The sequence below is a fragment of the Streptomyces sp. NBC_00080 genome, assembly GCF_045041255.1.
GTDB classification, from domain to species: domain Bacteria; phylum Actinomycetota; class Actinomycetes; order Streptomycetales; family Streptomycetaceae; genus Streptomyces; species Streptomyces coriariae.
This window is the reverse complement of sequence record NZ_CP108235.1, coordinates 9014633-9029766: the sequence shown is the minus strand read 5'-3', so window position 1 is coordinate 9029766 and position 15134 is coordinate 9014633. Positions and strand designations below refer to the sequence as shown.

Genomic DNA, 15134 nt, shown 5'->3' with positions numbered 1-15134 from the left:
CGCTCGCGGGGCCCGGGGAACCGCGTCCCGCCCGGCGGCCTCCTGCTGCCGAGGCGCCGCCTCAGGAGGCCGGTGCCACCCGGTCGTCCGGGGCGAACTTCGCGATCGCCGCCGGGGTGACCGGGGTGAAGAAGTTGACGAGGTTGCCGTCCGGGTCGCGGAAGAGCAGCGACCGGTTGCCCCAGGGCATGGTGGTGGGCTCGTTGACGAAGTCGGTCACGAAGCCGGTCAGGTTGCCGTGCACGCGGTCCACGTCGTCGACGAGGAACTCGAGGATCACGCTGTGGTTGTCGGCGGGGCGCGACGAGCCCGGCGCGAACAGCGGGACCGTACGGGTGCCGGCCAGGGCGAGGGTGGCGCCGGGCGTCCTGAGTTCGGCGAAGTCCTCGGTGAACCACGTCGCCGGCACCCCGATGGCCTGTTCGTAGAACGCGACGAGGCGCGCGACGTCGCCGGTGATGATCCGGATCGAGACGAAGTCCATGGTGCTCTCCTTGGTTCTGAAGCCGTTGCGCCTCGCACGCTAGAACGAATAGTGGACAGAATCGGTCCACTATGCGCGCTAGGGTCGAAACATGTCCCGACCCACCGGCCGCGTCCTCACCCTCCTGGAACTGCTCCAGTCGGGCGGCACCCGGACCATGCGCGAACTCGCCGAGCGGCTCGGCGTGGACGGACGCACCGTGCGGCGGTACGTGGACCAGCTGATCGACCTCGACGTCCCCGTCGAGTCGGTGCGCGGCCGCTACGGCGGCTACCGCCTCGCCCCCGGCTACCGCCTGCCTCCGCTCATGCTCGGCGACGACGAGGCGATCGCCGTGCTGCTCGGCCTGGTGGCCGGCCGCCGGGCGGGGCTGACGACGGCGACAGCCACCGCGAGCGAGACGGCGGCGGCCAAGATCCGGCGCGTGCTGCCGGAGCGCCTCGCCCGCCGGCTCGACACGGTCCTGGCATCCCTCGCCTTCACGGAACCTCCCGGCGAGTTCGCCACCCCCGACGCCGGGGTGCTGCTCACCCTCGCCGACGCGGTACATCACCACCGACCGGTCTCGGTCAGGTACACCGACCGCGGCGGCCGGCGCAGCGACCGCACGCTGCACCCGTTCGGGGTGGTGGCCCACGAGGGCCGGTGGTACGTCACCGGCACGGACCCCGGGATCGGGGAGGAACGGACCCTCCGACTCGACCGCGTCACCGACGCGAGGACCCTGCCCGGGTCGTTCGAGGCGCCCACCGGACCGGACCCGGCGCAGCGTGTCCTGTCCGGGTTCGCCACGGCGGCCTACCGGCACGAGGTGACCTTGCGGATCCACGGGACGGTCGAGCAGATCCGCGCCCGGCTTCCCGCGAGCGTCGCGCGCGTGGTGGATCCCGCCTCCGCGGCGGGCACGGATCCGGCGACCGAGCGCTGGCTGCTCGTCGAACTGCGGGCCGAGCGACTCGACTGGCTGCCTCCGGTGCTCGCCTCCCTCGACCGGCCGTTCACCATCGAGCGCCCCGACGAACTGCGCGACCTCGTGATCGCGCTCGCGGACCGTCTCGCGGACCGGGCCCGGGGGACGGCGTCGCGCTGACGTGCGCCGTAAGCTGGTCGGTGCGGATTCGTCCGTGTGATCCGTTCAGTCCCGCTCCAGCCGAACCGGAACGTGCATGCACTCCCCGTCCGCGGACCCGGACGACGGCTCCGACGCCCTGTTCGGGCTCGACGCCCTCGCCTCCGAGCCCCCTGCCAGCACCGGCCGGCCGTCCTTCCGTGACTCCGACGCCGCGCGGCGACTGCTGCCCGTACGGGAGATCCACGCCGAGCCCGCGGCCGCCGCCTCCCCGCGTGGCCGGCAGATCATCGCCCGGTTTCCCCGGGCGCGGCTGGTCGTGGTCGAGTCCCACTGGGGCATCCCGGGGCTGCACGGCAACGAGGGCAACGTCGCGCGCTGGGTGCGCGTCAAGGGCGAGACGCTCGTCCTCGGGGAGCGGAAGTCGCCGAGGACGCGTGCCAACGGCCGGTCCGCCGACTGGATCGCGCCGGGCGCCTCCAACGGCTGCGCGATGGCCTGCGCCTACTGCTACGTGCCGCGCCGCAAGGGGTACGCCAACCCGGTCACCGTCTTCACCAACATCGACCGGATCATCGCCCACATCGGCGGGCACATCGCCCGGCAGGGCCGGAAGCCCGAGCCGAACCAGTGCGATCCCGAGGCCTGGGTGTACGACATCGGCGAGAACGGCGACTGCTCGGTGGACGCGCTGATCTGCGACAACACCGCGGATCTCGTACACGCTTTCCGATGGTGGCCGACGGCCAAGGCGTCCTTCGCGACCAAATTCGTCAACCCGGACCTGCTGACGCTGGACCCGCGCGGCCGGACCCGCGTCCGCTTCTCGGTGATGCCCCCGCAGGACTCCCGGCTGCTGGACGTGCGCACCTCACCGGTCGCCGAGCGGATCGCCGCTGCCGCGGACTTCCTGGACGCCGGCTACGAGGTGCACTTCAACCTCTCGCCCGTCGTCGTCCGCCCCGGCTGGGAGGAGGCCTGGACGGAACTCCTGGATCAGCTCGACGACGTCCTGCCCGACCGGGTGAAGCGGCAGGCCGCCGCCGAGGTGATCATGCTGACGCACAACCGGGAGCTGCACGAGGTCAACCTGGGCTGGCACCCCCGGGCCGAGGACGCCCTGTGGCGACCGGACCTGCAAGAGACCAAGCGCTCCGAGAACGGCGCCCTGAACGTCCGCTACGCGAGTCCGGTGAAGGGGCGGGCGGTGGAGCGACTTCGTGGGCTGATCGCCTCCCGGGCCCCCTGGCTGCGGGTGCGCTACGCCTTCTGAGACGACAAGGAGCCGTACGGTCCCGCATGACTTTGGCCCGAAAGCCGCCGCACCGCACCCGCGGCCACCGCTCGACAGCCACCCGGGTGTCGCGCTTCTCGCCCGCCAACGATCAGGATCGGCGCGGCCCGCTCCCCGGGGCACGGGCCCTCAGCGCCTCCAGCAGCAGGTCGATCGCCTCCTCGAAAGAGCTCTCCCCCAAGGCGTGCAGCTCTCGGCGCACCGTGGTCAGCGCGGGATACGACGCGGGGTCCAGCCCTTGGTACACCTCGCTCCACGCCCGCTCGTCACTCTCGCGCTGCTTCCGCGGGAGCGCCTGGCACGCGGCGTCCATGGCCGCGTGGCCGAGCACGGTGTCGATGAACGTCAGATACAGACGCGTCGCTTCGGCCGGTCCGAAACCCGCGGAGAGCAGGAGACCGATCCCGGTCTCCACGGCCCGGATCTCGTTGGGCCGCCGGGTCACCCGGTACGAGGCGAAGGCGGCGGCACGGGGATGGGCGAGGTATCCGGCCCGGACCCGCCGGGCCATCTCGCGCAGTGCGGTCACCCAGTCGTCCCCGGGGACGAAGCCCGCCATGGCGTCGCCGATGATGCGGTCGGCGATGGCGAGCACCAGGTCGTCGGTGCCGCGGAAGTAGCGGTAGAGGGCGCTGGGGTCACAGCCGAGGGCGGTGCCGAGCCTGCGCACACTGAGCGCCTCGGAACCGTGCTCGCCGATCAGCCGCAGCGCGGTCTCCACGATCAGCTCCTCCGACAGCAGCACCCCCGAGCGCGTGGGGCGACGGCGGCTGCGCTCCTGCGGGACACGGGTGGTCATGGCGGGTGCTCCTGTCGGTCGGGGCCGCGTAGCAGCAGTGAAGGGGGCCCGCACCCTTATGTCAACAGGATTGACGCAAGACTCGCGCGAGGTGTTCCATCACAGTCCCGCGCGGCTCTTCCCTCGTCCTCCCTCCCCGCGAGGAGCCCTTCATGCCCTCCCTGTCCCCTCAGCCGTCCACCCCGCCCGCTCCCCCGCCGCCCGCCCCGTCCCATGGACCCGGCACCGGACTGCGCCGCTCCCTCGGCGTCGTCGACGGGGTCGCCATCGCGGCCTCCAGCACCGCCGCCACCACCAGCATCGCCATCGGCATGGGCACGATCGCCACCATCGTGGGCCTCCAGGCCCCGGCGCTGCTGCTCCTCGCCTTCCTGCCCGTGCTCGGTATCGCCACCGCCTACGCCCGTCTCAACCGCTCCGAACCCAACTGCGGCAACGGCTACACCTGGGTCGGCAGGTCCCTCGGCCCCTGGCCGGGATTCCTGACCGGCTGGGTCACCGTCGTCGGCTCGGTGATCTTCTGCGCCTACACCAGCGCGGTGATGGGCTCGGTCGTCCTGATCTTCGCCAACAAGGCGGGCCTGCAGACCTTGGCGGGCATCACCCTCGATCCGGCGTCCACCGGCGTCAGTACGGCCGTCGGGCTGGTGCTGCTGCTCGGCCTGACGGCCCTCGCCGTCACGGGCACGCGCGCCACCACCCGCTTCCAGTTCGTGCTGCTGGTCTTCGAGTACGCCGTGCTGCTGGGGTTCTGCGGCTGGGCCCTGATCACCGGCGGGCAGTCCTTCTCCCTCTCCTGGTTCAACCCCTTCGAGATCGCCGACGGCACCGCCTTCGCCCAGGGCATGGTCCTCGCGGTGTTCTTCTTCTGGGGCTGGGACGCGGCCTTCAGCGTTACCGAGGAGACCAGGAAGCCGGGCGACGCGGCCCGCGGCGGTCTGATCGCCCTGTTCGCGATGCTCGGCCTGTTCCTCTTCGCCTCGGTCGCCTTCCAGCGGGAGATGAGTCTGACCGAACTCATCGAGAACGGTCCGCAGGCCCTGCCGTACCTCGCGCGGAAGCTGGCCGCCGAGCCCTGGGCCACCCTGCCCGTGGTCGCCCTGATGTTCTCCGCGGCGGCCTCCGTGCAGTCGACGCTGATCCCCACGGCGCGCGGACTGCTCGCGATGGGCCGGGACCGCACCATGGGCCCGGTGTGGACCCGGGTGCACCCGCGGTACGGCACGCCCGCCGCCGGAACGGTCGTGGTGCTGGCCATCGCCTCCGCGATCGCCGTGCTGGCCGTCGCCATGCCGCGGCTGAGCGACATGCTGCTGGCCGCCGTCAACGCCATCGGTCTGCTCGTCGCCCTCTACTACGGACTCACCGCGCTCGCGTGCGCCGTCCGCTTCCGCTCCGCCGGACGCGAAGGGCTGCGCACCGCGGTGCTCGCCGTGGGGGTGCCCGCCGTGTCCGGTCTGGTGCTGCTGGGCCTGGGCGGCTACCTCGGACACTCGTACCTGACCATGAGCGACCACTTCGAACTCAGCCCCGACAACGGCTGGTTCATGTTCTCCCTGCCCGCCGTCATCGTCCTCGCCGGCCTCGGCATGGCCGCGGTCGCCAAGTACGTCCGCCGGTCGCCGTACTTCACCACCGGACGCGGTACCGACGCCGAGACCCTCGTCCTGCCCATGGACCGCACGGCCGTCTGAGTCCCGACCCGCTCCCTGCCGCACGCTCCGCTCTCCCTCCGCCCTCATCCCCTTCCATGGAGTCCACACCCATGTCGCAGTCCCAGGTCACGGGCCCCGCCGAACTCGTGTTCACCGGCGGGCCCGTCCACACCGTCGATCCCGCGCGCAGCCGCGCCACCGCCGTGGCCGTGCGCGGCGGGGGGATCACGGCCGTCGGCCACGACGAGGTGCACGCGCTGATCGGCCCGGGTACCGAGGTCGTCGACCTCGCCGGCAAGTTGCTGCTGCCCGGCTTCCAGGACGCCCATGTGCACCCGCAGGGCGCGGGCCTGGAACTCGGCCTGTGTCACCTCGCCGACACCGTCGACCCCGCCGAGTACCTGCGGCGGATCCGGACGTACGCCGACCGGCACCCGGACGCCGCATGGATCACCGGCGGCGGCTGGTCCCTGGAGGCCTTCCCCGGCGGCGCCCCCACCGCCGCGGCCCTCGACGCCGTCGTCCCCGACCGGCCGGTCTTCCTGCCCAACCGCGACCACCACGGCGCCTGGGTCAACACCCGGGCGCTGGAGCGGGCCGGTATCGACGCCCGCACCCCCGACCCCGCCGACGGCCGCATCGAACGCGACGCGGACGGAAACCCGACCGGCATGCTCCAGGAGGGAGCCGTCCACCTGGTGGGCCGGCTGGTGCCCGACCCCACCCCCGAGGAACAGCTGGCCGCCCTGCTGCGCGCCCAGGCCGTGCTGCACTCGCACGGGGTCACCGCCTGGCAGGACGCCATCGTCGGTGCCTACGCCAACATGACCGACCCGGCCCCCTCCTACCGCACGGCCCTGGACCGGGGGCTGCTCACCGCCCGCGTCGTCGGCGCGCTCTGGTGGGACCGCGAGCGCGGGGCCGAGCAGATCCCCGAACTCGTGGCGCGCAGGCGGGAGTTGAGCGCAGACCGGTTCCGCGCGGGCGCGGTGAAGATCATGCAGGACGGCATCGCCGAGAACCACACCGCGGCCATGCTCGACCCGTACCTCACCGGTTGCGGCTGCGCCTCGGCCACCAGCGGCATCAGCTTCGTCGAACCCGGCGAGCTGAAGAAGTACGTCACCGAACTCGACGGACTCGGCTTCCAGGTCCACTTCCACGCCCTCGGCGACCGCGCCGTGCGGGAGGCGCTCGACGCCGTCGAGGCCGCCCGGACCGCCAACGGCGCCCGGGACACCCGCCATCACCTGGCGCATCTCCAGGTCGTCCACCCCGACGACGTACGACGGTTCCGGGCACTGGGCGCCACCGCCAACCTCCAGATGCTGTGGGCCGCCCACGAACCGCAGATGGACGAACTCACGCTGCCGTTCCTGGGCCCCGAACGCGGCGCCCGGCAGTACCCCTTCGGCGACCTGCTGCGTGCGGGCGCGACGCTCGCCGCGGGCAGCGACTGGCCGGTGAGCAGCCCCGACCCGCTCCAGGCCATCCACGTCGCCGTCAACCGCGTCTCCCCGGACGCCCCCGAGGGCACCCCGAGGTTCCTGCCCGGACAGCGCCTCGACCTCGGCGCCGCCCTCGCCGCCTACACGGCGGGCAGCGCCCATGTGAACCACCTCGACGACCTCACCGGCAGCATCACCGTCGGCAAGGCCGCCGACCTGGTCGTGCTCGACCGGGACCCGTTCAGCGGCCCGCCCGAGGAGATCGCGGCCACCCGGGTCCTCCAGACCTTCGTGGCGGGGGAACGCGTCCACGCGGCGCCCGACGCCTGAGGAGGCGTCCGTACGCCTTCACCCGTGTGCGTTCACCTGTACTCCACGGCCGCGTCCAGCAGCCAGTTCGTCAGGTGGTCGGCGAAGGAGGAGCGCACCAGCACCCAGAAGCCCGCCCCGGGCTCGTCGCGGGCCACCAGGACGACCTGGGTGCGGGCCAGCGTCGTCTGGGCACACCGGCCGGGTCCGAAGGCCCGCGGGTGCAGATCCAACCGGCAGCCATGGGACAGCAGGTCGCGGGCCCGCGGTCCGCCGACCAGGACGGTGGTGCGCTGGGCGGACACGTCGGTGACGGAGACGGGCGCGTCCCCCGCCGCCGCGCGGATCCGGCTCTCCAGGTCCCGCCGGGTACCGGGCGGTCCCACCACCAGCCACTCGTCGGGGCCGAGCCACACCGCGCGCAGGTCCCCTCCGCGTACGACGGTGTCGGCCTCCAGGGGCAGTTGCAGCCCCAGGGCGAGTCCGACGGCGTCCGCCGCGGGGCTCTTGGCGTCGAGCCGGACGTTCGACTGGGCCAGGAAGGGGACCTCGGCCAGGCGGACGGCGCCCCCGGACGAGCGCGTCGCGGCGGCGAGACGGTCGGCGGCATGCGCCAGCGGGCTGCGCTGCCGTGCGGTCGAAGCGGTGTCAGCCATCGCGGCGGGCTCCCTCGGGGTCGTAGAGGACGGGGCTTGCGACCGTCACCGGAACCAGTCGGTCGCCCAAGGGCGCGTAGAGACGTTCGCCGATACGATCCCGGCCGCCCTTGACCAGGGCGAGCGCGAAGGTACGGCCGAGGGCGGCGCTGCGGTAGCTGGAGGTGACATGGCCGAGCATCGGGACGGGCGGCGCGGGCAGCACGCTGTCGGCGACCAGGTGGGTGCCCTCGGGAAGGAAGGTCCCCGGGTCCTCGGGGAGCAGGCCCACCAGGTGCTTGCGGTCGCCCCGGACGGTGTCTGCGCGGGCGTACGAACGCTTGCCGATGAAGTCGGGCTTCTTCTTCGACACCGCCCAGCCCATCCCGAGGTCCTGCGGGGTGACGGTCCCGTCGCTGTCCTGGCCGATGATCGGGTAGCCCTTCTCGGCCCGCAGGACGTGCATGGTCTCCGTGCCGTAGGGCGTGATGCCGTACGGGGCGCCCGCCTCGTACAGCGCCTCCCACAGGTCGAGGGCCTCCCACGGCGACACGTTGATCTCGTAGGCGAGTTCACCGGAGAAGCTGATCCGGCACACCCTCGCGTCGATGCCCGCGACCGTCGTGTCCCGCCACGCCATGAACGGGAAGTCGTCGTTGGCGACGGCCAGCCGGGGTGCGAGCGAGCCGAGCACCTCGCGCGAACGCGGGCCGACCAGGGCGACGGTGGCCCACTGCTCGGTGACCGAGGTGCAGTGGACGCGGAGTTCGGGCCACTCGGTCTGGAGCCACTCCTCCATCCAGTCCAGTACGGCGGCAGCGTTGCCCGTGGTGGTGGTGACCAGGAAGCGGTCCTGGGCGAGGCGGATGACCGTTCCGTCGTCGAAGATCATGCCGTCCAGGCGGCACATGACGCCGTAGCGGATCATGCCGACCTTCAGGGTGCTCATCATGTTGGTGTAGAGCCGGTCGAGGAAGACGGCGGCGTCCGGGCCCTGTACGTCGATCTTGCCGAGGGTGGAGGCGTCCATGAAGGCGACGCCCTCCCGGGCGGCCGCGCACTCGCGCAGCACGGCCGCCTGCATGTCCTCGCCGTCCCGCGGGTAGTACCAGGGCCGCTTCCACTGGCCGACGTTCTCGAACAGGGCGCCGTGCGCGACATGCCAGGCGTGGACGGCGGTCGTACGGATCGGGTCGGACAGCGCGCCGCGGTCGCGGCCGGCTAGCGCGGCGAAGGAGACGGGGACGTACGGCGGCCGGAACGTGGGCAGGCCGAGCGCCGAGATGTCCACGCCGAGGAGTTCGGCGACGATACCGCTCGCCAGCGCTCCGCCCGTCTTGCCCTGGTCGTTGGCGGTGCCGGCCGTGGTGTAGCGCTTCGTGTGCTCCACCGAGCGCAGGCCCGCCCCGGTCGCCCGCGCCAGGTCGTCGACCGTGACATCGCGTTGGAGGTCGACGAACCGGGGGGCTCCGGTGGAGGTCGGGACGGCGAACACCCGCATGGGCGGGGTGTGCGGTGCGGCGGCGACGGCCGGGAGGGCCGGCGTCCCGGAGGGGTGCCCCTCCGCCTCGACCGCGCGGGCGCCGGCCGCCGCGCCCTGTGCGAGAGCCGTGGCGAGATCGAAGACCCCGTTCGCACCGCCCACGACCTCCACGGCCTGACGGCAGCTGTCGGGGACGAACGTGCCGAGCTCGTCGTCGTGGCGGAGTTTGCCGCCCGCCTGGCTGAACAGATGCGCGACCGGGTTCCAGCCACCGGACACCAGGAGCAGGTCGACGGCGAACTCCCGCTGCCCCGGCGCGACTTGCTCTCCCTGCGCCGCTTGATGTTCGGGCGTCGTCCGGTGTTGCGCGGACTCGCCGTACGGGGCGACGGTGACGGCGGTGAGACGGGCCCCGCCCCGGGTGTCCGTGACCGCGTGTCCGGCCAGGACGACGAGCCCGGCGGACCGGGCGCGCTCGGCCCACTCCCCCGGTTCGGCCCGGGTGTCGACGATCGCCGCGACGTCCACTCCCGCCGCCGCCAGGTCGAGCGCGGCGGCGTAGGCGCTGTCGTTGGTGGTGAACACCACCGCTTGCCGGCCGGGCAGCACCGCGTACCGGTGGAGGTACGTCCGGGCCGAGGCGGCCAGCATCACGCCGGGGCGGTCGTTGTCGCCGAACGCCAGGGAGCGCTCGTGGGCGCCGGTCGCGAGGACCACGCGCCGGGCACGGATCCGCCAGACACGCTCGCGGGAGACCTGCTCCGGGGCCTCGGCGCCGAGGTGGTTGGTGCGGCGCTCGACGGCGAGGAGGTGGTTGTCGTCGTAGTGGCCGAAGACGGTGGTGCGCGGCAGGACGCGTACCTCGGGGGCGGCTTCGAGCTGTGCGCGCGTCGCCTCCACCCAGTCGAGGTGGTCGCCGGTGCCGAGCAGGCTGCCGCCGGGTTCCGGCTGGTCGTCGGCGAGGATGACGCGGGCGCCGCTCCGTGCTGCCGCCGCCGCGGCCGCGAGGCCGGCCGGGCCCGCGCCGACGACCAGCAGGTCGCAGTGGGCGTGTACGGCGTCGTAGCGGGCGGGGTCCGGTTCGGTGGCCAGGCGGCCCTGGCCGGGGAGGCTCGTCGCGACGAGGCCGTCGTGCAGTTCGACCGTCGTCGCGGGGAGCATCGGCTCGGGGAAGGGTTCCTCGATCTGGATGACGGCGTTGGGTTCCTCCACGCCGGCGGAGAAGATGCCGCGGGGGCGGCCGAGTCTGATGCTGGTCGCTGTCGCGATGACGCCGTTGGCGAGGAGGGCGGAGGCGAGGGTGTCGCCTCGACAGCCCCGGTACTCGGTGCCGTCGAAGGTGAAGGTGAGGGGGTTTTCGCGGTCGATGCGGCCACCGGTGGCCAGGCGGTGCGGTTGGCTCGCCTGCCGTGCCGGGGGCTCCGCCCCCAGGCCCCCGTTCGGCCCTGAAGGGGCCTCGTCCTCGGACGCCGGACGGGCTGGGACGGCCGGACCGGGCCGTGAAGTGGCCGGACGAGCCGAGGGAGCGGGCCCTGGCTTCGTAGCGGCCGGACGGCCTGAGACCACGAGCCCGGGCTTCGTGGTGGCCGGACGCGCTGAGACTGAGACCGTCGGCCCGGGCTTCGTGGTGGCCGGGCGTTCCTCGCCCGGCCGGTACACCGCCAGGACCTCGTTCGTCGAGGTGTCGCGCACCGCGTTGAACCACTTGCGGCAGCCCGCCGCGTGGCTCCACCGCTCGGCGAACGGGCCCTTGGGGTTGTCGCGGAAGAAGAGGTAGCGCGCCCACTCCTCGTCGGTGAGGGCGGCGGAGTCCTCGGGGTAGGGCACGTGCGCCTGGCCGCCGTAGTGGAACTCGGCCTCGTCGCGGGGCCCGCACCACGGGCAGGAAATGAGCAGCATCGTTCGGCTCCCTAGTGGGCCACCGCGGCCGCGCCGTGCTCGTCGACGAGCGCGCCGGTGGTGAAACGGTCGAGCGAGAAGGGGGCGTTGAGGGAGTGGGGGGTGTCATGGGCGATGGTGTGGGCGTAGACCCAGCCGACGCCCGGGGTGGCCTTGAAACCGCCCGTGCCCCACCCGCAGTTGAGGTACAGGTTGTCGACCGGGCTGAGGCCGACGATCGGCGAGGCGTCCGGGCTGACGTCGACGATGCCGCCCCAGGTGCGCAGCACATGGGCGCGGGCGAACACCGGGAAGAGTTCCAGGGCGGCGGACATCTGCTCTTCGATGATGTGGAAGGCGCCGCGCTGGGTGTAGGAGTTGTACGCGTCGATGCCGGCGCCCATCACCAGTTCGCCCTTGTGCGCCTGGCTGACGTACACGTGGACGGCGTTGGACATGACCACCGTGGGATGGACCGGCTCCAGGAGTTCGGAGACCAGGGCCTGCAACGGGTGGCTCTGGAGGGGGAGTTCGATGCCGGCCATGGCGGCGAGGACCGAGGTGTGGCCGGCCGAGCACAGGGCCACCTTGCCCGCGGCGATGGGTCCGCGCGTGGTCCGCACGCCGACCACCCGGCCGCCGACCACGTCCAGGCCGGTGACCTCGCAGTTCTGGATGATGTCGATGCCGGCGGCGTCCGCGGAGCGGGCGAATCCCCAGGCCACGTAGTCGTGTTTGGCGATGCCGGCGCGCGGCTGGTAGGTGCCGCCGAGGACCGGGTAGCGCACGTCGGGTGAGATGTTGACGATCGGGCAGACCTCTTTGACCTGCTCGGCGTCGAGCCACTCGGCGTCGACGCCGTTGAGCCGGTTGGCCTCGACCCGGCGCACGCTGTCGCGGACGTCCTGGAGGCTGTGGGCGAGGTTCAGCACGCCGCGCTGGGAGAAGAGGATCGGGTAGTCGAGCTCTTCCGCCAGCCCCTCCCAGAGTCTGAGGGCGTGTTCGTAGATGCCGGCGCTCTCGTCCCACAGGTAGTTGGAGCGGATGATCGTGGTGTTGCGGGCCATGTTGCCGCCGCCCAGCCAGCCCTTCTCCAGGACCGCGACATTGGTGATGCCGTGGTTCCTCGCCAGGTAGTGGGCGGTGGCCAGGCCGTGGCCGCCGCCACCCACGACGATCACGTCGTACGACCGCCTGGGTTCGGGGTTGCGCCAGAGCCGGTCGGGGTGGTCGGGGAGGTCGGCGCCGGGGGTGCTGGGGCTCATCGGACAGCTCCGTCGTGCGAGAGGTGCAAGGAGAGCGGGTGCTCGGCCGCGAGGGCCCCTGTGCGGGCGCGCGGTGCGGCGATGTCCGGCGCGGGCCGGAGGGCCGGCGCGATGGCGTCGGCGCGTTCGTAGCGGATGCCGGCGGCGGTCGCCCTGCCGTCAAGCACATGTGCAGTCATGGACCGTGCTCCTTCCTACGAGCCTGGGCTGCAACGCCCCGAGGGGCACGGGGAACCGCGCGACCGGCCACGACGCACCCGCAGATGAATGACGCCCCCTCGCGGGGTCCCCGGCGACCCGCTCAGCCACGGAGGCGGGACATCGTCGGGTCGAACAGCGGTTCCTCGGCCACGACCGCCTCCACCCGCTGGTCGAAGTAGCCGATGTGGACCGCCCTCCCGGGGACGGCGAGTTCCGCGGGCAGCCAGGCGTAGGCGATGCCCTTGCCGATCGTGTAGCCGTAGGCGGCGCTGGTGACATAGCCGACCGCGCGGTCGCCGTCGTAGACCGGCTCCTTGCCCAGGACGACCGACCGCGGGTCGTCGATGGTGAGACAGGTCAGCCTGCGCCGGACGTCTTCCTTGCGGCGCTCCAGGGCGGCCTTGCCGAGGAAGTCACCCTTGTCGAGCTTGACGGCGAAACCGACCCCGGCCTCGTAGGGGTCGTGCTCGAAGGTCATGTCCGTCCCGAAGGAGCGGTAACCCTTCTCCAGGCGGAGGCTGTTGAAGGCGCCGCGGCCGGCGATGACGCCGCCGAGCGGCTTCGCCGCCCGCCACAGGGTGTCCCACAGTTTCAGGCCCTGGTCGGCGGTGGTGTAGAGCTCCCAGCCGAGTTCACCCACGTACGACAGCCGCATCGCGGTGACGGGCACCGAGCCGATGTAGGCGCGCTGGGCACGGAAGTACTTCAGGCCGTCATTGGAGAAGTCCTCGTTCGTCAGCGGCTGGAGGACCTTGCGGGCCAGGGGGCCCCACAGGCCGATGCAGCAGGTGCCGGGGGTGATGTCGCGCACCTGGACGGTGCCGTCGGCGGGGAGCCGGCGGGTGAACCAGTCGAGGTCCAGGTTTCCGTTGGCACCGACCTGGAAGAGGTCGGGGGCCAGGCGGGCGACGGTGACATCGCTGCGGATGCCGCCGTCCCGGTCCAGGAGCAGGGTGTACGTCACCGAACCGACCGACTTGGCGACCTTGCCGGTGGTCAGCCCCTCCAGGAAGGCCGCGGCACCCCGGCCGCTGACCTCGAGCCGCTTGAGGGCGGTCATGTCGTACATCGCGACGGTCTCGCGGGTGGCCTGTGCCTCGGCGCCGACCACGGGCGACCAGTACTGCGCGGCCCAGTCGTTGGGCGTGGGGATGTTGCGGCCCTCGGCCAGTCCCGCGTTGGCCTCGTACCACTGCGGACGCTCCCAGCCGTTCGCCTCCAGGAAGAACGCGCCGTGCTCCTGCTGGCGGGTGTGGAAGGGGCTCGTGCGGATCGGCCGCGGGTCGCCCGAGGGCTGGAGGGGGTGGAGGATGTCGTAGACCTCGACGAAGTTGCGGCAGTCGCGGGCCAGGACGTACTCCGGGGACAGCTGGTGCGGCTCGAAACGGTTGACGTCGCACTCGTGCAGGTCGAAGGACGAGCAGAACCCGTCGACCAGCCATTCGGCCATGGCCCGGCCGACGCCCGCCGAGTGCGTGACCCAGACCGCCTCGGCCACCCAGAAGCCCTTGACGTCCGGGGACTCGCCCAGCAGCGGGAAGTTGTCGGTGGTGAAGGAGAACAGGCCGTTGATGCCCTCCTCGATCTTGGCTTCCTGTGTCGCGGGGAGCAGGGACCGGGTCTCGGTCCAGGCGTCGGCGAAGTCGTCCTCGGTGAACTTCAGGACCGACGGCATGTCGTCGGCCTCGTCGACGGAGAGGATGTCGTCGGCCGAGACGGGCATCGGGCGGTGGCCGTAGTAGCCGATCCCGATGCCGTCGAAGCGGTCGCGGTAGTAGAGGTCGGCGTCCTGGTGGCGCAGGATCGGCCGCACCGCCTCCTGTGTCCGGCCCGCGAGCGCCGGGATCGGGCCGGTCCAGGCGAGCTGGTGGGCGAGCGGGGTCAGCGGGAGGTTCATGCCGACCATGCGGGCGATCCTCGGGCCCCAGATGCCGGCGCAGCACACCACGATGTCGGCCGCGATCTCGCCGCGGTCGGTGAGGACGCCGGTCACCCGGCCCTCGCTCCGCCGTACGTCCAGCACCTCGTGGCGGGCCAGGAAGGTGACGCCGCGCTCGGTGGCCCGGCGGATCTGCGCCTCGACGGCGAGGACGGCCTTGGCGATCCCGTCGGTCGGGATGAGGAGGCCGCCGAGGATCCGGTCCGGGTCGACCAGCGGGTGCTGCTCGACACACTCGGCGGCGCTGAGCAGGCGCGCCTCGATGCCCCAGGCGGTGATCCAGCCGAGGCGGCGGTGCAGTTCCGCGAGGCGTTCGGGGGTGGTGGCCACTTCGAGGCCGCCGACCTGGAGGAAGCAGGGCCTGCCGTCGACGTCGAGGGAGCAGAACTTCTCGACGGTGTAGCGGGCCAGCTCGGTCATGGTCTTGGAGGAGTTCGTCTGGAAGACCAGGCCCGGGGCGTGCGACGTGGAACCCCCGGTCGCGGGGAGCGGGCCCTGGTCGACCACGGTCACATCGGTCCAGCCGCGCGCGGAGATCTCGTCCGCGAGTGCCGCTCCCACGACGCCCGCTCCGATGATCACCACTCGGGGTCCCGCCATCGCCGCACCTCCGGATCGAAAACCAGTCGAGTTGCTTGCTGCGCAACATGATTCAGGTTGCGCAACTCAATGTGC

The 15134-nt window shown here is 72.3% G+C and carries 11 protein-coding genes; 4 read left to right on the top strand and 7 right to left on the bottom strand.

Annotation, left to right across the window (positions count from 1 at the left end; genetic code table 11):
- Positions 1 to 61 precede the first annotated feature (61 nt).
- Entirely contained in the window at positions 62 to 484 is a 423-nt protein-coding gene (locus OHU34_RS40345) for a VOC family protein (protein ID WP_142268526.1), read from the bottom strand.
- A 91-nt stretch (positions 485 to 575) separates the two neighbouring features.
- On the opposite strand from OHU34_RS40345, the gene OHU34_RS40340 reads away from it, so the two are divergent.
- Both OHU34_RS40340 and OHU34_RS40335 read left to right on the top strand, forming a co-directional pair.
- Positions 576 to 1574 (top strand): YafY family protein, encoded by a 999-nt coding sequence (locus tag OHU34_RS40340; RefSeq protein ID WP_142268527.1) that lies wholly within the window; start codon positions 576 to 578, stop codon positions 1572 to 1574.
- A gap of 76 nt (positions 1575 to 1650) precedes the next feature.
- The gene (locus OHU34_RS40335; RefSeq protein WP_142268528.1) at positions 1651 to 2826 is read left to right on the top strand and encodes a spore photoproduct lyase family protein; all 1176 of its coding nucleotides are present in this window, start codon (positions 1651 to 1653) and stop codon (positions 2824 to 2826) included.
- Between the two features lie 112 nt (positions 2827 to 2938).
- Here OHU34_RS40335 and OHU34_RS40330 read toward each other — a convergent pair whose 3' ends face one another.
- The gene (locus OHU34_RS40330; RefSeq protein ID WP_142268529.1) at positions 2939 to 3646 is read right to left on the bottom strand and encodes a TetR/AcrR family transcriptional regulator; all 708 of its coding nucleotides are present in this window, start codon (positions 3644 to 3646) and stop codon (positions 2939 to 2941) included.
- A gap of 152 nt (positions 3647 to 3798) precedes the next feature.
- Here OHU34_RS40330 and OHU34_RS40325 point away from each other — a divergent pair, with 152 nt between their 5' ends.
- Both OHU34_RS40325 and OHU34_RS40320 read left to right on the top strand, forming a co-directional pair.
- Entirely contained in the window at positions 3799 to 5340 is a 1542-nt protein-coding gene (locus OHU34_RS40325) for an APC family permease (RefSeq protein ID WP_235034688.1), read from the top strand.
- 71 nt (positions 5341 to 5411) lie between these two features.
- Positions 5412 to 7079: an amidohydrolase gene (locus OHU34_RS40320; protein WP_405771235.1), complete on the top strand. Its 1668-nt coding sequence runs from the start codon at positions 5412 to 5414 to the stop codon at positions 7077 to 7079.
- A gap of 32 nt (positions 7080 to 7111) precedes the next feature.
- Here the strand turns inward: OHU34_RS40320 and OHU34_RS40315 are convergent, their stop codons facing one another.
- From OHU34_RS40315 to OHU34_RS40295, 5 genes are all read right to left on the bottom strand, one after another.
- Positions 7112 to 7714 (bottom strand): sarcosine oxidase subunit gamma, encoded by a 603-nt coding sequence (locus OHU34_RS40315; protein ID WP_142268531.1) that lies wholly within the window; start codon positions 7712 to 7714, stop codon positions 7112 to 7114.
- Entirely contained in the window at positions 7707 to 11075 is a 3369-nt protein-coding gene (locus tag OHU34_RS40310) for a sarcosine oxidase subunit delta family protein (RefSeq protein WP_405771232.1), read from the bottom strand. Before OHU34_RS40310 ends, OHU34_RS40315 begins: the two co-directional genes overlap by 8 nt.
- 11 nt (positions 11076 to 11086) lie before the next feature.
- Complete coding sequence (locus tag OHU34_RS40305; RefSeq protein ID WP_142268533.1) at positions 11087 to 12319, bottom strand: sarcosine oxidase subunit beta family protein; 1233 nt, start codon at positions 12317 to 12319, stop codon at positions 11087 to 11089.
- On the bottom strand, positions 12316 to 12498 hold the full coding sequence (locus OHU34_RS40300; RefSeq protein ID WP_142268534.1) for a hypothetical protein: 183 nt from the start codon (positions 12496 to 12498) through the stop codon (positions 12316 to 12318). The genes OHU34_RS40305 and OHU34_RS40300 overlap by 4 nt, the downstream gene beginning before the upstream one ends.
- Before the next feature lie 122 nt (positions 12499 to 12620).
- A complete protein-coding gene (locus tag OHU34_RS40295) occupies positions 12621 to 15059 on the bottom strand; it encodes an FAD-dependent oxidoreductase (RefSeq protein ID WP_230194022.1) in 2439 nt (812 codons plus the stop codon).
- Between the last annotated feature and the right edge of the window lie 75 nt (positions 15060 to 15134).